The sequence below is a fragment of the Streptomyces sp. LX-29 genome, assembly GCF_029541745.1.
Classification (GTDB): Bacteria; Actinomycetota; Actinomycetes; order Streptomycetales; family Streptomycetaceae; genus Streptomyces.
Window position 1 is genome coordinate 3,107,643 of sequence record NZ_CP089746.1, and the last position, 15,106, is coordinate 3,122,748.

Genomic DNA, 15,106 nt, shown 5'->3' on the forward strand with positions numbered 1-15,106 from the left:
ACCGTGCCATGACGGGACTGACCTTCGACAGCCTCTACCACGTCTCCTTATCCAGCCTCGCCTCCTCGGTCCATGACTGGCAGGCGATGATGAAGCAGCTCGACACCCTCGCGACCGACGCCTCCGAAGGGATGGCACGAAAGGCGGAGGCCGCCCGCTGGGAGGGCGTGAACTCCGATGTCACCAGGCCCTTCATCCGCAAGACGGCCAAGGAGTTCCGCGACGCCCACACCGAGGCGACCAGCATCTGGGCCGTCCTCAGGGACGCGCACGCCGACCTCGCGGAACTCCAGAAGACGCTGAAGAAGCTCATCGACGAGGACGCGAAGACGGCCGGCATCCGCGTGATCGGCAGGGACGACGGCACCGTGTCGTGCGCCCTGCTGCGCGAGGCCGGGCAGAACGACGACCCCAGCCCGGCGGACCGCGACAAGCTGGGGCAGTGGGAAGGCCGCATCAACCGCCTGATCGCCGAGGCCCAGGAGATCGACGACTCCGTGGTGCGGGCTCTCAGGAAGAGCCATGGCCGCGACAACCACAACTTCGGCCACGCGAGGTACGACTCCCTGGACGACGCCCAGGCGGAGCAGGCGATCCACCTCGCCAGGAAGAGCCTCGCCGCATACGAGAACGGCGAGAAACCCACCCGGAAAGAGCTCACCCGACTCCGGGACCTGCTCGCCCACAACCACGACGACCCCGAGTTCGCGGTCGACTTCTACAAGACCCTCGGCCCCAGGGACGCCCTGCTCTTCGAAGCCCAGATCGCCAGCGACGCCTCGGCCCACGGCGACGCGACACAGCTCAAGCTGGCGCGAAGCATCCAGGACGGCATGGGCGAAACCCTCGCGACCGCCACCCGACCGCACACGGAGGACAGGAGCACGTCCTTCCGCGAGAGCAAGGACTACCTCGGCAGGCCCTGGCTGACCGAACTCCAGCGCGTCGGCCGCGAACGACTCAACCCGGCCGTCTGGCACGGCCAGGCCAGGGTCACGGGCTACCAGGTCCTGGCGACGCTGCTGCGGCACGGCGAGTACGACAAGCGATTCCTCGTCCCCCTCGGCCGGGACATGGTCACGTTCGAACGCGAACAGGACGGCCGATGGCCCGTCCCCGACAGCAACTCCGGCGGCCGAACCCGCTTCGACCTCAACCTCGACAAGGAGGGTGGCCCCGGCTGGGACCCGATGACCGGCCTCCTGGAAGCGCTCGGCCACAGCCCCGAGGCGTCGACCGCCTTCTTCCACGGCTCCACCGGCGGAGGCGACAGCGACCTCGAAAAGATCAGCAACCTCGACTACTTCCTGGGCGACGCCGACGGGGAGGGCGGGCGCGACTGGATCTCGGACAAGTTCAACGGCCTGCAACAGCCGGACGAGGAGAGCAAGGTCCCCGCGAAGGACGCGCTGGGGCACGCCTTGGAATCCGCGGTTTCCGGCCGCCCGTACGGCAGCGGCGGCCCCCTGCTGAACCACACCGATGAGCAGGCGGAGCTGTTCCGGTCGGTGGTGGAGAGGCTGGGAGACAACTCCGACCTCATCAAACCGGACGGCGAACTGGCGCCGATCGCCGACAGCCTGGGCAATATGTCGGCGGAGTACGTTCGGGATATCGACCGAGTGTTTGCGGGTGGGGACGACAATGACTACTTCTGGCATGACGGGGCGATCGCCGATCTGAGCGACCTCGGTGGAAAAAGGGGCGAGCTTCATGAGTTCCTGCACGCGGTCGCCCAGGATCCCAACGCGTACTCGTCCATCACTCACGCCCAGCAGGCTGTGGCCACCGAGGCCATGCAGAAGGCGATCGTCACCCGAGAGGACGTGGATCTCAACGACGTTGCGCCGGTGGCCGGAAAACCGGTCGCAACACTCTATGGAATCGTCGCCGACGGCCGCGCCGACGCGATCGCGGCATCCGATAACAGCGTGGAGAAAATCAGGGAGTACAACGAGAAGCTGGGGACTGGAAGCGAATGGGCGGCGTTCATCCTGGAGAGGGCGGCGGAGCCTATCGCTCAACGAACACCGATCGTCGGCGAGGCCATGGGGTGGACCATCGGCGCCGTCAAGGATGCGGTCGTCGGACATTACTCCATGAATGAGGAGCAGGCAGCTAAGGAAATCGAGAGGGATCGAGTCAAATTCGTGAACTGGCAGGGCGAGGAGCTTGCACAGGCCACGAAGCAGGCTTTCCTGAATGCGGCCGAACGGGAAGGTCTTGACCTGGAGAGCCGTGCTGTGGAGACCGCGGCCGCCGACGTATACCAGGAAGCAGTCGACAGCTACACGAACGGCAAGGGCCGAGTATGAAGCTTTCGTGGACCCGCGGGAGAATCATGGGCACCGGCCTCGCCTTACTCCTCCTCGGCGCAGGGACTTGGTGGGCAGCGGACCGGAAACTATCGAACGATGAAGCCGTCGAGCTCCCCAAGAAAGTCTGCAACGGCCGAATCTCAGCGAAGAGCCTTACCCCACTCGTCCCCACAAAGGGGAAAAAGCTCTCGGAAAGCGCATTCAAGTTCGATGAGCCCCAGGATCACGGGTACTGCCTCCTGGAGGCCGGCGGAGAAAGCGCATCCATCACCTACACCGAAGCGCCATCGAACGACTTACCACGCAAATGGATCCAAAAGCATGGCCGCCCGGCCACCCTAGGAGATCAATACGGGTACGTTTCGGAAGCCGGGGAAGTCTTCATATACCTGCAGTGCACTACCAAATCACAAGCCGTGGAAGAAAGACTGAAATCGGGCGTTGTCATATCCGCCTCGGCTAGCACAGTGGATGGCGATGATCTCAAAGGATCGAATGAACAACTTCGGAATCTCGCCGAGTTCGTCGCACAGGCCGCCCGCGACCTCCACGGCTGGTACGGATGCGACGGCCCCACCCTCGCTGACGGCCCCGTGACCATCGACTGGAGCAAGTAGCCCTCGGGAGCCCTGCGCCCTCAACGGTCCGCCGCTGTGGACGGTCGTCTGTGCCTGCACCCGCCATAGCGGCGGACGCGGGTCAACGTCGGAGCCCGTACGGCGCCGCAGGTCTCGCAACAGCACCGCCAGGGGGCGTTCACCCTGCCGGGGTACGGCTCCAATGGGTCGTACCCGGCCTGACGAATCTCCCACTCGGCCCGCTCGGCGGCGGCTGCCACGTCCCAGCGGGGCGGCCGCCGCTCGCAGGGTGGGAGGCCCTCCGACGCGGGGACGGCGGCGGAGTGGCCGCCGAGGAGTAACCCGAGGCTGACCCAACGCCCGGTCACGGGGCCTTGACCCTGGTCGCCCGGCGGTGCGCCTGCACGAGCCGTCGCCCGGCCTCGCACGGCACGGGGGCGGAGCGGCAGGCCGCGCACTCTGCGAGGTGATCGAGGACCGCACGCCAGGTCCTCTCGGCCACGGAAGCCTTCGTGTCCCCCGTGCTCATCAGGCCCGCCCGTCCCGCAAGGCCCGCCGAGTGGCGGCGAGCTCAGCGAGCGGGTCGCGCCGCCGGGGGAAGGACGGGGCGCACGCCGCGCAGGCGTAGAAGGTACGGCCCGCCCCGCTGGCCCCGTGCACGTCCGCAACGGCAACGGGGTCGGCGGTCAGCCGCTCACAGCGCTGGCAATGCTTCACGGTCGTCATAGCGGCCAGCAGCGCGGTGTGCAGCCGTGCGGCGTCGGTGACGTGGCGATCGGGGGTGCACGGGACGCGCCAGTGCGGCCCGGGGCCGTACGTCCGCGACAGAGGCGGCACAGCCACGTACGCGCCCGCGCTCAGCACCCGCTGGAGCGTCCAGTCCGCGGCCGCGCCGAGAGGGACAAGCCAGTACCAGACCGCGCCGTAGGTGTCCTCGATGACCGCCCCGCTCTCCCCGCCGAGCAGCACCAGCGCACGTTCGCCGATGAGCGTGGGCACCCGCACGGCGTCCCACCAGCGGCCGGCGGGCTGCGCCTCGATGTCCGATCCAGCGGGCGGCCGCCATACACGATGCGCTGTCGTAAGCCCCTGCGCGCTCATGGGGCGGTTCGCTCCACCGCGGCGGAGCGGATGGGGACCTTCGATCGCAGGAATCTCCACCATGGGCTCTGCTCCTCATGTGGTGAACGGTCGGACACCTGTGTCCCTACAGACACAAGGCCCGCCATGGCTCGTCACGGAGGGAACAAGGTGACGGCTGACGCAGCAAGTCGGCCATCCTGGGATGTCACGAGTTCTGCTCCAACCCGAAACCCCCACCCGACGACCGTGGGTTTCCGCGAAAGTCCGGAGTTCTCTCCGCAGAGTGACCGGATGGTCACTACGCTCGCTCGTCACGGGACGCGCACTTGCGGAGGTAAGGGCCATGCCAGCACAGCATCGTCCGTCTTGCGCCAAGAACTGGCGGGAGCGAGCGGTCGCAGGCAAGTGGCCGGTCGAACAGACCGTCGCGGAGATCCACGCGTGCTGCGGAGTCAGCAAGCTCCGAGCTCAGCGCCTGGCGCGCGGGTGGACCCTGGCGACAGCTGTGGCTGAGTACGCCGCAGAGTGCGCGCAAGAACTCTCGAAAGCTCCCAAGTTGAGCCTCGACCAGTTGGCCCAGTGTGAAGTGGGAACGCTCAGCCCCAAGGCGGTCATGGTCGATCTATTGTGCCGCCTGTACCGAACGGACGCTCAGGGCCTGGGACTGGCTGGTGACTACCGCCAGAGCCACCTCCCCCAGGTCAGCCACCTCGCCCCGGCCGCCGAGTGGGCATACGCCGCACCAGCACCCGATCAGCTCCCCGTACCCGCACGCCAGGACGAGAGCCCGTTCGACCAGCTGATGGAATCCGCCCGCCGCTCCGTGGACCGTACCTTGGCATCCGCCACGGTGAGCGCCGCCCAACTCGATCTCCTCGACGAGCGCATCCTGGGCCTGCGACAGCAGTACTTCTACACACCTCCACGACCGATGCTGACGATGCTGTTAACCGATCTGAGGGAGGTGCGGGAACTGGCCGCCGAGCGGCAGCCGGCCGCAGCACAGGTTCGGCTGTCAGAAATGACAGCCCTGCTGGCCACGCTCGTGGCCGACGCTCTGATGAAGTTGGGCACCCTTCGCCATGCACGGGCGTGGTACGCCACCGCACGCCTCGCTGCTGACGACAGCGGAAACGTGGAACTGCGCGCACGGGTCCGCGCCCAGGCCGCCATGCTCCCTTACTACTACGGGCCGTTGGAGACCGCGGTCGCCCTGGCTCGTGAGGCCCGCCTGCTACTGCACAACCGTCCTTGTGCCAGCGGCGCCTTCGCCGCGGCCGCCGAGGCCCGAGCTCTCGCCCGTCTCGGGGACGCCGCGGGAGCCGAGAGTGCCATCCGCGCCGCGCTCACCGTCTTCGAGAAGACCGACAATGGGCCGGATGACGACGCGTTCGCCTTTCCCCAGCGTCGTCTGTTGATGTATCTCAGTGGTGCCTTCACGTCTCTCGGTCGCAGCCGCAAGGCCCGTGAAGCGCGGAAGCAGGCACTGAGCCTCTACCCTGGTCGCACGGGTATCGACCCCGCACTCCTCCGGCTGGAAGAAGCCATCTGCCTCGCTCAGGACCGGAGCCCCAGCGAAGCGTGCCAACTCGCCGAAGCCGTTTACCTCCAGGTGCCCGAACCTCACCGGACTCCGATCCTCGGAGCCCGGGCGCGGCACGTCATCGACGTACTGCCACCAGCGATGAGGAGCGGGCGCGCGGCCCGGAATCTCAATGATCTCTTGGCTCTGACGCCGGGAACCATGTGACAGACCGCTTCGCGTGGGTCAGCCTTAGTCCATGACGGATTTGGTACAGCTCCATGGCGGATTCGACGAGGCGGAGATGCACCATGTGCTGGACCGAGCCTGCGCGCAGGCCGGCCTCGACAGCGGTGGGGCGACGCTCCTACGCGGTCATACCAACGCCGTAGTACGCCTGGCCAGCGCGCCGGTGGTAGTGAAGATCGCCCGGCGAGGAGCGGCCCAAGAGGGCGTTCGACGTACCGTCGCATTCGTACGGTGGCTGATGGAGCGGGGCTTCCCCACCGTCTCACTCCATTCGGTGCAGCAGCCCATCGTCGTAGACGGTCACCCCGTGACCTTCTGGACCTATCTGCCCCAGCCCGAGCACCCCGTCTCCGCCGCTCAGCTCGCCGCTCCACTACATGCCTTGCACCACCTTCCCCTTCCGCCAGTGCCGCTCAGGACGCTGGACAACGGCGCGGCGATCCGCACCTCGCTGGGTGCCACGACCTCGCTCTCGAAGGAGACCCTGAGGTTCCTCACCCAGCGTGCCGAGAGGCTGGTGGACGAGCTCGGCAAGGTCGGCTTCAAGCTGCCGCACGCCGTAGTGCAGGGCGACCCCCAGCACCGCAACGCGCTCCACGACGGCGACCGCGTCGTGTTGTGCGACTGGGACACCGCCGCCCAGGGGCAGCCCGAATGGGATCTGGTGACCGTCGAGATCCACTGTCGACGCTTCGGCCATGGCCGGGCGCACTACCAACAGTTCGCCGATGCCTACGGCTTCGACGTCACCCAGTGGTCCGGGTACCAGGTCCTGCGCGACCTCCGTGAACTACGCATGATCACCACCAACGCCCGGAAGGCGACGCACACGCTTGGCACGCTGGCCGAAGTGGAGCGCCGCATCGCCGGCCTGCGGAGCGAAGACGCCGAATTGCGCTGGCACATCCTGTGACCCGCGCCGGAGGCGCCCGGCGATCACACGGAGAGCGTCCCCGGTTGCGGGCCAGCTGCCCCAACGTGGTCAGCTTCCCGGGCTCCCCTCAACACCCGGGCGTCCCCGGCGGACGGCCCCCGCCCCGGGCGGGGTCGGCGTCGCGTGGTGGAGTTCGGTGACGGTGATCGCCGTGTCGAAGCCGAGGACGGGGTCGGACCAGGCCGGAAGGCTCCTGAGCGCCACGTGGCCGGGCCACCGTTCCCAGGGGGTTCGGTGGCCCGGGCGGTAGGGCTGGTCAGTCGACGCAGCCGGGGACGCTGCTCGGTGGGGCGCAGTTGTTCGGCTTGTTGCGTTTGACGAGGGTGTCGTTCAGCGTGACCGTGCCGGACTCCTCGTAGATGCCGCCTCCGTCGCCGGCCCTGTTGCCCGTGACGGTGCCGTTGTTCAGGGTGGTGGGACCGACGGCGTTGAAGAGGCCGCCGCCCAGGGCGGTGCCGCCGCCGGAGGCGCGGACCGTGTTGTCGCGGAGGTGTGAGTCATCGGCCGTCACGGTCCCGCCGAGACCGTTGATGAGGCCGCCGCCCAGGGCGGTGCCCCCGTCCGGGGCACTGGCGGTGTTGCCGTGGACGTCCGTGCTGTCGAGGGTGAGCTGCGCGACGGCTCCGAGACTGATGCCACCGCCTCTGGCGACGCCGTTCCTGGAGATGGCGTAGTTGTCGATGACGCGACTGTGGGTGATCGACAGCACGCCTCCGTTCCCGACTCCGCCGCCGAGGACGGTGCCGTCCGAAGCGCTGGAGACGTTGGCGCGGATGACGGTCTCGTTGACGGTCATCGTGTTCGGTGGCGACGTGGAGTTGGTCAGGGCGCCGCGCACCGTGCCGCCCGGGGCGCTGGTGTGGTTATGGCTGATGCTGGTGCCCTCGATCTCCACCTGGGCGAAGCTGGTGATGCCGGCGCCGGAGGCGACGCTGTCGGTGCCCGCGGTGACATGGACGGCGTTGTCGTGCACACGGCTGTCCTTGACCGTCAGGGGGCCGTCGTTGGCGATCCCGCCGGCAGCGGCGGCGCTCGGGGCGAGGCCGGTGTAGTCGGCGGTGTTGCCGCTGACCTCGGTGTCGTACACGGTCGCCGCGCTGCCGTCGGTGTCGATGCCGCCCCCTTCGGCGTAGACGGTGGAGGTGGCGACGTTGTCGATCACCCGGCTGTGGTTCACCGTCAGGCTGCCCTGGTTGTTGATGCCGCCGCCGCAGACGATGCCCGGAGGGAAGGGAGGGGCGGGGGCACCGGGACAGTCGGTCGCCCGGCCGCCCTTGATCGTGATCTTCTCGAGCGTCAGGCTGCCTGCGCTCTCCACGAGGAGGATGCGGAAGGCCGGGGCCGAGCGGGCGCGCGCGATCGTCGCGCCGTTGCCTTCGATGGTGATCTCGCTGGTGATGGCCGGCAGACCGTTGGCGGGATTCGCCACGTCCGGGACCGTCAGCTTGTACGTGCACCGGCGGGCGAGGCGGAGGGTGTCGGCGCCCGGGGAGCCGTTGGCCGCGTCGATCGCCGCGACGAGGTCGGGGACCGAGCACCGCACGTTCACGACGCCGGCGGGGTGGGCCGGCGGGGCCGGAAACATCATCGCGGCGACCGCCGTCACCCCGGCCGCGGCGCACAGCCGGCCCGCGGACCGGCCCCGGCCACCGGGCCCCTGGCCCCTCCTTCGGCGGCTCCGCCAGGACATCAAGGACATCGGGGACTCCTCTCCCATCCACACGAAGGCGCCCCGCGGGGCACCCCCGCGAGCACGCTTCGGCCAGCGGCCCCGTCCGCCCGAGAGAAGTCGGTGGGCCGGCACCGGAACCCCAGCCGATCACGTTCCCCCGCCACCGGCCCCCCGGCGTGACCCGTACGAGCGAGCCCCGGTTGGCCGCGCCGTGGTGGAACCGCGCCGTCCCGGCGCGGAAGGCGCGGAAGGCGCGGAAGGCGCGGAAGGCGCGGAGGAGGCGGCCGGCTCGGCTCGGCTCGGCTCGACGAGGTGCGCATCGCGTGCCCCGACGTCACCGAAACCCTCGACCTCGGGGTTCAGGCGGTGCCCACCGCCGTGCCGGACCTGCGGATCGGCGGGCCGAGAACCGCCTCGACCTCGGTTGCCACGGCGGCCAGGAGGTCCTCGCCGAACAGGCAGATGGACTCTTCCCACGGGTGGCCGAAGCTGCCCGTGCGGAAGTCCTCCGACAGGAAGATGAAGTAGTCCCCGTCGGGGCAGGGGCTCAGCGGCCAAGCCGGCTGCCCGGGACCGCCGACCTCGTGCGGGGCGAAGCGGTACGACGTGTGTTGCCAGTCGAGCGCGAACAGCGTGCCCCGCGGGCCGACGCAGGAGGTCAGCCCCTGCTGGACCACCTCGACCAAGCGGTCCAGACGCGCGTGTTCCGGGTCGTCGTCCAGCGCGGCAAGGCTCCAGGTGGCCGACGCGACCGGTTCCTTGATGGCCGGCCAGGTGAACGGGCTCATCCCCGGCCGGAAGCGGAAACCCGCGGAGAAGCGGTCCCAGACGCGTCGGTGCTCGGCTTCTGCCAGGACGGTCACGGGATCTTCCCTCATCCGTTGACCCTATCGACGCCGGTCCCGACGATCACCGGGCGCGGAACGGGCGGCGCTAGAGCCTCCCCGCGTCCTCCACCTCATCCGCGCCATCCGACGGGCCGAGTTCCCGTCGCACCAGGCGGTAGTAGTCGACCGCCTTGAACATGCCCAGCGCCCCCGCCGCGGCGAGGGTGCCCGCCATGCCGAGGACGGCGGGGTGGCCCGGGCCGTCGGCGTCGGAGAGGGCGGTGGAGCCGCCCAACACCACGCCGGCGCAGCCGAGTACCAGCGAGGGCAGCAGCCACAGCAGGGCGCGGCCGGGGGCGTGCCACAGCGGGACGGTCCGCGGGGCGTGTCCGACGGCCGCCCGGTCGTGCAGCTCCTCGCGCAGTTCGATGTCCTGGTGCACGCCGAAGGCGACGGCCAGGACCGAGGGGACGACGAAGAGCAGGGCCAGGACCAGGAAGAGGCCGCCGGCCACGCGGTCGAAGAGCTCTCCCGCCGTCACGAAGCGGAAGCCCGGTATGGCCAGGGTCCAGCCGACCAGCACCAGTCCGGTCAGCAGCCACAGCCACAGCACCCGTCGCAGCGCCAGATAGCGGCGGGCCAGGCCGCGGAGCGCGGCGGTACGGTCGTCACCGAGGGTGGGGGCGGGGTCGTCACCGACGGTCGGGGCAGCGGGGGCGTCACCGACGGTAGGAGTGGCGGGGGCACCACCGGCGGTGGGGGCGGCAGGGGCGGTGGATATGCCGTCGACGCCGTCGTCATCCGCGGCGGTGGGGACGGATATGCCCTCGACGCCGTCGTCACCCGAGGCGGAGTCGGCCACACCGTCGGCGGCCGCCTCGGTGGGCTCGGGTATGGCCTCGGTGGGCTCGGATATGTGGGGCCCTGACTCCCGGCTCATCTCATTCCTCGACCGACTCGGACGTGAAGCGCCAGCGATGGACCGCGCGGCGCACCAGGTCGTCCGCCGGTTCGGGGAGTTCGGGGAGTTCGGGCAGCTCCGCCGCGTCTTCCGGGGCGTCCCACCAGGTGATCACCAGGACGCGGTCGCCCGGTGCCCGGAAGGTCTCGCGGCGCAGCGGCCGCGCCGCGAGCTCCTGCCGCCGCGCCCACTCCAGCAGCTCGGCACCCCGCCCCGCGGCGGCGGCCGCCTCCCACATCAACGCGACGGTCATGAGTACAGGTTGTCCTTGCTCAGCTCGTGGAAGTGGTCGTGGTCGTGGCTGTGCCCGTGCCCCTGCCCGTGCGCATGGCCGTGACCGTGATCATCACCGTGGTCGTGACCGTGGGCGTCCTCGGCCCGCTGCTCGCCCGGCACGTGCGGGTCCGTCACCGGCAGCGAGGAGTCCGCCGAGAGGTCCCAGCTGGAGGCGGGCCGGTTCCGGGCCACCATCTCGGCGCCCAGGGCCGCCACCATGGCGCCGTTGTCCGTGCACAGCTTGGGCCGCGGTACGCGGAGGATGATGCCCGCGTCCTCGCACCGCCGCTCGGCCAGCGCGCGCAGCCGGGAGTTGGCCGCCACGCCGCCGCCGATCATCAGGTGGTCGACGCCGTGGTCCTTGCACGCGCGCACCGCCTTGCGGGTCAGCACGTCGACGACCGCCTCCTGGAAGGAGGCCGAGACATCCGCGACCGGGACGTCCTCGCCCGCCGCCCGCTTGGCCTCGATCCAGCGCGCCACGGCGGTCTTGAGGCCGGAGAAGGAGAAGTCGTACGCGGCGTCGCGCGGGCCGGTCAGACCGCGCGGGAAGGCGATCGCGGCGGGGTCGCCCTCGCGCGCGATCCGGTCGATGACCGGACCGCCGGGGAAGCCCAGGTTGAGCACGCGGGCGATCTTGTCGAACGCCTCACCCGCCGCGTCGTCGATGGTCGAGCCCAGCGGGCGGACGTCGGAGGTGATGTCCGGCGCCAGCAGCAGGGACGAGTGGCCGCCGCTGACCAGCAGCGCCATCGTCGGCTCGGGCAGCGCGCCGTGCTCCAACTGGTCGACGCAGATGTGCGAGGCGAGGTGGTTGACGCCGTACAGCGGCTTGCCCAGGGCGTAGGCGTACGCCTTGGCCGCCGAGACGCCGACCAGCAGCGCTCCGGCGAGGCCGGGGCCGGCCGTGACCGCGATGCCGTCCAGGTCGCCGGCGGTGACGCCGGCCTCCTTCAGGGCGCGCTGGATGGTGGGGACCATCGCCTCCAGGTGGGCGCGGCTGGCGACCTCGGGAACGACGCCGCCGAAGCGCGCGTGCTCGTCGACGCTGGACGCGACCGCGTCGGCGAGCAGGGTGTGGCCGCGGACGATGCCGACGCCGGTCTCGTCGCAGGAGGTCTCGATGCCGAGGACGAGAGGTTCGTCAGCCATGGGTCTCAGTTCCTTGTGCGGGTCCCGGTGCCTGTCCCGGCACGCTGGACGGATCGGTCAGGGACGGGTCGGTCAGTCTCATCACGAGGGCGTCGACGTTGCCGGGCTGGTAGTAGCCCCTGCGGAAGCCGATGGGTTCGAAGCCGAAGCGCTCGTAGAGGCGCTGCGCGCGGGTGTTGTCGACGCGCACCTCCAGCAGCACCTCCCGGCACTCGAAGGCGGTGGCGGCGGCGAGCAGGTCGGTCAGCAGCCGGGCGCCGAGCCCGGTGCCCCACTGGTCGCGGACGACGGCGATGGTCTGCACGTCGCCGGTGCCGTCGATCGCGGCGAGCCCGGCGTAGCCGACCAGCCGGCCGTCCGCCTCGGCCACCACGTAGTGCCGGGTGGCGTGCGGGCCGCGCGCGTGCGCGAGCTCCGACCAGAACATCCCGCGCGACCAGGCGTCCTCGGGGAACAGTTCACGCTCGAGCTCCAGCACCCGCTCGATGTCCCACCAGCGCATCTCGCGCAAGGCGACGGCGGCGCTCACTTCGGGGTGACCACCTTGTAGTTCTTGGGCACCTGCGCGTCGGGGCGGCGCAGATACAGCGGCCGGTCCGGCAGGAAGCCCCCGGTCTCCACCGACTCGCCGGCGGCGAGCTTCTCGGCGGCGAGCGAGGCCAGCGCGGCGGCCGACTGGTGCTCGGGCATGCCCGGCGGCACCTCCCCGAAGGAGTCGGGGTACAGCAGCGCGCCCGCGCCGACGGCCGGCAGCCCGGCGACCCGCTCCTCGATGTCGGCGGGCCGGTCCACCGCGGCCTCGGTGACCCGGCTACGGGCGTCGTCGTAGCGCGCCCAGTAGACCTCCTTGCGCCGCGCGTCCGTGGCGACGACGAAGGGCCCGGTCAGCCCCGCCTGCCCGGCGGCGTAGGCGAGTCCGTCCAGCGTGCACAGCCCGTACACCGGGATGTCCAGCGTCGCGCCGAAGGTGGCCGCGGTGACCAGGCCGACCCGCAGCCCGGTGTACGGACCGGGGCCCACGCCGACGACGAGACCGGTGACGGCGTCGAGCCGGTGACCGGACGCTGTCAGCACCCGATCGACGGCGGGCAGCAGCAGTTCGCCGTGGCGCCGCGCGTCGACCTGGTTCGACTCGGCGAGCACTCTCGTGCCGTCGTGCAGGGCGACGGTGACGGCGGGCGTGGCGGTATCAAGGGCGAGCAGCAGCACAAGAACAGCGTACGGCGCGCCGCACCCGGCTCCGTCCCCCGGCGGCCGCGGACGACGGCTCCCGGCCGCGGCCGTGGCTCCCCCGGCCCGCCCGTCGGGCCGCGCGGCCGGTCAGGCGTTCGCCGCGCGGGGTGGCGCCACCCGCGCGGAGGCGCCGGTCACGACATGGTGACCGTACAAACACACTGTCAGCTTCCCGAGTGCTACGGTCGCCCGTGACGGGAGAGATCGGCCGGAAGTACGGTCGTACGAAAGGTGACGCAGCGTGGCGCGCAGTAGCACCGGAACGGCCGTGGCGGCTCTCACCGCCGCGGCGCTCGCCGGGGTCGGCTTCCTCGCGTACCAGGCCGACGCAACCGCTCCCGACCACCCCACCGTCGCCCGCGCGGACGGCAGCGGCGACCGCGGCAAGGACGACGCCGAGGACAAGCGTAAGGACAAGGCGTCGGCGAAGAAGCTGCCCGCGGACTCGGGCAACGGCCGCCGCGTCGTCTACGACCTCGACGCCAAGCGGGTGTGGCTGGTCGGCGCCGACGAGCGGGTGATGCGCTCCTATCGGGTCTCCCCCAGCTCCGTGAACCCGGATCCGGACACCTACGCGGTCAGCTCACGCGCCCAGGGCCTCGTCGGCTCGGACGGGGTGCAGATCGAGCACGTGGTGGTCTTCCATCAGGAGAACGGCGTGGTCTTCGGCTTCAGCGCGGCGGTGGACGGCTCGACGCCCAACCCGGACTCGCCCAAGAAGACGGGCGGCATCCGGGCGGCGCGCGAGGACGGCTCCGCGCTGTGGGACTTCGCGGTGACGGAGACCAAGGTGGTCGTCGTCCCGTAGTCCGGCGGCGCGTGGCGTCCCGGAGTCCGGCGACGCGTGGCACTCCGGCGCCCCGCGGCCCTGTGGCCCGTGGCCTGGGGCGCTCCGGCGACCTGCGTGATCCCGTGGCCGCGCGGCGCCCCGGCGTCTCGTACGCTTCGGCGTCGCGTAGCGCTCCGGCGCGGGGCGCACGACATCACCGTCTGGTCACGTACGCGCCCTCGGCGCAGGGCGTTCGCCTCGCACGCGCCGGCGCTCGCGGCATCTTCCGGCATCTCGCCGCAGCCGGAGCACTCGACGCACACCCCTGAGCCGCTTGCGCCTTCGCACTCCCGGAAACGCTCCCACGCGCCGACGGCCCGCGGGTCATGTACGCCCGCCTGGATGACCGATGTCGGGGGGCGGCTGACCTACGCCGCGTCCCGCCCCTCGCTCCGTTCGCCGTCGTCCGGACGGCGCCGCGCCGACGCTCCCGGCGCGGCCTGCCGCACCAGCTCCGTGGGCTGCTCGGGCGGGGTGGAGACCGCGCTCGCGGCCGCGCAGGACGCCAGCAGATCACTCATCGACGGCCGCTTGTCGCGCCTGGTCGCCACGGCAGGGGGCTCGTGTGTCGGCATGGACGCCTCCTGGGTCCTGGGGCGGACTGCTGGGTTAGGCACACCTAACCAAGGCTCTACCCCCCATGTGACCACGCCCGGCACCAGGCGCGCAACATCTTCCCGACGCCTTGTCGGAATACGGTGAAGGACGGAACAGCGGCGGAACACGACGGCCACAGCAGAACACAGCGGAACACGGCCGAACACGGCGGCGAGGGCGGCCGGGCGCCGAGGGGCCGGCACCGATAGGCCGCGCACCGACGGGCCCCGCACCGCCCGCAGGGAGTCGCCATGGGATCCAGGAGCCGGGGGTCGCGGGGTCGCGGGGTCGCGGGGCCGCCGAGGAGTCAGCCGGCCAGCGCCGAAAGATCGGCCTGGGCCCAACGCCGCCCGATCCCGGTCACCGCGACCTCGCGCACGTCGTCGGCGCTCGGGTCGGTCACATGCGCCGCGTCCGCGCCCACCGCGCGGTGGATGACGACGTGCAGCCGGTCGTCCGACAGGTCCTCGACCTTCCCGTCGCCCCACTCCACCGCGACGATGGAGTCCGGCAGCGACACGTCGAGGTCCAGGTCCTCCATCTCGTCCAGTCCGCCGCCCAGCCGGTAGGCGTCCACGTGGACCAGTGGCGGGCCGTCGCCCAGGGAGGGGTGGACACGGGCGATGACGAACGTCGGCGAGGTCACCGCGCCGCGCACGCCCAGGCCCTCGCCCAGGCCGCGGGTCAGCGTCGTCTTGCCCGCGCCGAGCTCGCCGCTGAGCAGGAGCAGGTCTCCGGGACGCAGCAGCTTCGCGAGTCTGCGCCCGAGCTCCCGCATCTCGTCGGCGGTCGTGACGGTCAGCCTGGCCACGGTGTCACCGGGCCCCACGCGCGGGTCGTTCATACCGGCCGATGGTACGCGGCCGGCCGCCCCG

15 protein-coding genes are annotated in these 15,106 nt (G+C 70.9%); 5 read left to right on the top strand and 10 right to left on the bottom strand.

All coding sequences use genetic code 11. From position 1 onward, the window contains the following. Positions 1–8 precede the first annotated feature (8 nt). Both LRS74_RS13230 and LRS74_RS13235 read left to right on the top strand, forming a co-directional pair. Positions 9–2,315 carry a DUF6571 family protein gene (locus LRS74_RS13230; RefSeq protein WP_277741203.1) on the top strand — a complete coding sequence of 769 codons (2,307 nt, stop codon included), beginning with the start codon at positions 9–11 and terminating at the stop codon, positions 2,313–2,315. A gap of 26 nt (positions 2,316–2,341) precedes the next feature. Beyond that, entirely contained in the window at positions 2,342–2,935 is a 594-nt protein-coding gene (locus LRS74_RS13235; protein WP_277741204.1) for a hypothetical protein, read from the top strand. 489 nt (positions 2,936–3,424) lie between these two features. On the opposite strand, the gene LRS74_RS13240 is transcribed toward LRS74_RS13235, so the two are convergent. Next, positions 3,425–4,060: a hypothetical protein gene (locus tag LRS74_RS13240; RefSeq protein ID WP_277741205.1), complete on the bottom strand. Its 636-nt coding sequence runs from the start codon at positions 4,058–4,060 to the stop codon at positions 3,425–3,427. A 475-nt stretch (positions 4,061–4,535) separates the two neighbouring features. On the opposite strand from LRS74_RS13240, the gene LRS74_RS13245 reads away from it, so the two are divergent. Both LRS74_RS13245 and LRS74_RS13250 read left to right on the top strand, forming a co-directional pair. Then, the gene (locus LRS74_RS13245) at positions 4,536–5,729 is read left to right on the top strand and encodes an XRE family transcriptional regulator (protein WP_277741206.1); all 1,194 of its coding nucleotides are present in this window, start codon (positions 4,536–4,538) and stop codon (positions 5,727–5,729) included. Between the two features lie 31 nt (positions 5,730–5,760). Further along, positions 5,761–6,663, top strand: coding sequence for a phosphotransferase (locus LRS74_RS13250; protein WP_277741207.1), 903 nt, complete (start codon positions 5,761–5,763; stop codon positions 6,661–6,663). Positions 6,664–6,940: 277 nt separating this feature from the next. On the opposite strand, the gene LRS74_RS13255 is transcribed toward LRS74_RS13250, so the two are convergent. The 7 genes from LRS74_RS13255 to tsaB form a co-directional block, all read right to left on the bottom strand. After that, a complete protein-coding gene (locus LRS74_RS13255) occupies positions 6,941–8,383 on the bottom strand; it encodes a hypothetical protein (protein WP_277741208.1) in 1,443 nt (480 codons plus the stop codon). Between the two features lie 332 nt (positions 8,384–8,715). Beyond that, complete coding sequence (locus LRS74_RS13260) at positions 8,716–9,234, bottom strand: DUF2716 domain-containing protein (protein WP_277741209.1); 519 nt, start codon at positions 9,232–9,234, stop codon at positions 8,716–8,718. A gap of 55 nt (positions 9,235–9,289) precedes the next feature. Next, positions 9,290–10,123, bottom strand: a complete 834-nt coding sequence (locus LRS74_RS13265) for a hypothetical protein (protein ID WP_277741210.1) — start codon at positions 10,121–10,123, stop codon at positions 9,290–9,292. Between the two features lies 1 nt (position 10,124). Beyond that, a complete protein-coding gene (locus LRS74_RS13270; protein WP_277741211.1) occupies positions 10,125–10,397 on the bottom strand; it encodes a hypothetical protein in 273 nt (90 codons plus the stop codon). After that, positions 10,394–11,572, bottom strand: a complete 1,179-nt coding sequence (tsaD, locus tag LRS74_RS13275; protein WP_277741212.1) for a tRNA (adenosine(37)-N6)-threonylcarbamoyltransferase complex transferase subunit TsaD — start codon at positions 11,570–11,572, stop codon at positions 10,394–10,396. Before tsaD ends, LRS74_RS13270 begins: the two co-directional genes overlap by 4 nt. Further along, positions 11,565–12,074: a ribosomal protein S18-alanine N-acetyltransferase gene (gene rimI, locus LRS74_RS13280; protein WP_277744738.1), complete on the bottom strand. Its 510-nt coding sequence runs from the start codon at positions 12,072–12,074 to the stop codon at positions 11,565–11,567. Before rimI ends, tsaD begins: the two co-directional genes overlap by 8 nt. Positions 12,075–12,097: 23 nt before the next feature. Then, the gene (gene tsaB / locus LRS74_RS13285; protein WP_277741213.1) at positions 12,098–12,781 is read right to left on the bottom strand and encodes a tRNA (adenosine(37)-N6)-threonylcarbamoyltransferase complex dimerization subunit type 1 TsaB; all 684 of its coding nucleotides are present in this window, start codon (positions 12,779–12,781) and stop codon (positions 12,098–12,100) included. Positions 12,782–13,046: 265 nt separating this feature from the next. Between tsaB and LRS74_RS13290 the strand changes: the two genes are divergently transcribed. Beyond that, a complete protein-coding gene (locus tag LRS74_RS13290) occupies positions 13,047–13,613 on the top strand; it encodes a hypothetical protein (protein WP_277741214.1) in 567 nt (188 codons plus the stop codon). Positions 13,614–14,002: 389 nt separating this feature from the next. Here LRS74_RS13290 and LRS74_RS13295 read toward each other — a convergent pair whose 3' ends face one another. Together LRS74_RS13295 and tsaE are read right to left on the bottom strand one after the other, a co-directional pair. Next, a complete protein-coding gene (locus LRS74_RS13295; protein ID WP_277741215.1) occupies positions 14,003–14,209 on the bottom strand; it encodes a hypothetical protein in 207 nt (68 codons plus the stop codon). Positions 14,210–14,538: 329 nt separating this feature from the next. Next, positions 14,539–15,075 (bottom strand): tRNA (adenosine(37)-N6)-threonylcarbamoyltransferase complex ATPase subunit type 1 TsaE, encoded by a 537-nt coding sequence (tsaE, locus tag LRS74_RS13300; protein WP_277741216.1) that lies wholly within the window; start codon positions 15,073–15,075, stop codon positions 14,539–14,541. Between the last annotated feature and the right edge of the window lie 31 nt (positions 15,076–15,106).

Coding starts and splice junctions, on each gene's coding strand:
- LRS74_RS13255 (WP_277741208.1), bottom strand. CDS start 8,383: ATGTCCTTGATGTCCTGGCGGAGCCGCCGAAGGAGGGGCCAGGGGCCC.
- LRS74_RS13270 (WP_277741211.1), bottom strand. CDS start 10,397: ATGACCGTCGCGTTGATGTGGGAGGCGGCCGCCGCCGCGGGGCGGGGT.
- LRS74_RS13250 (WP_277741207.1), top strand. CDS start 5,761: ATGACGGATTTGGTACAGCTCCATGGCGGATTCGACGAGGCGGAGATG.
- LRS74_RS13265 (WP_277741210.1), bottom strand. CDS start 10,123: ATGAGCCGGGAGTCAGGGCCCCACATATCCGAGCCCACCGAGGCCATA.
- tsaE (WP_277741216.1), bottom strand. CDS start 15,075: ATGAACGACCCGCGCGTGGGGCCCGGTGACACCGTGGCCAGGCTGACC.
- LRS74_RS13295 (WP_277741215.1), bottom strand. CDS start 14,209: ATGCCGACACACGAGCCCCCTGCCGTGGCGACCAGGCGCGACAAGCGG.
- LRS74_RS13230 (WP_277741203.1), top strand. CDS start 9: ATGACGGGACTGACCTTCGACAGCCTCTACCACGTCTCCTTATCCAGC.
- rimI (WP_277744738.1), bottom strand. CDS start 12,074: ATGCGCTGGTGGGACATCGAGCGGGTGCTGGAGCTCGAGCGTGAACTG.
- tsaD (WP_277741212.1), bottom strand. CDS start 11,572: ATGGCTGACGAACCTCTCGTCCTCGGCATCGAGACCTCCTGCGACGAG.
- LRS74_RS13235 (WP_277741204.1), top strand. CDS start 2,342: ATGGGCACCGGCCTCGCCTTACTCCTCCTCGGCGCAGGGACTTGGTGG.
- LRS74_RS13260 (WP_277741209.1), bottom strand. CDS start 9,234: ATGAGGGAAGATCCCGTGACCGTCCTGGCAGAAGCCGAGCACCGACGC.
- LRS74_RS13240 (WP_277741205.1), bottom strand. CDS start 4,060: ATGGTGGAGATTCCTGCGATCGAAGGTCCCCATCCGCTCCGCCGCGGT.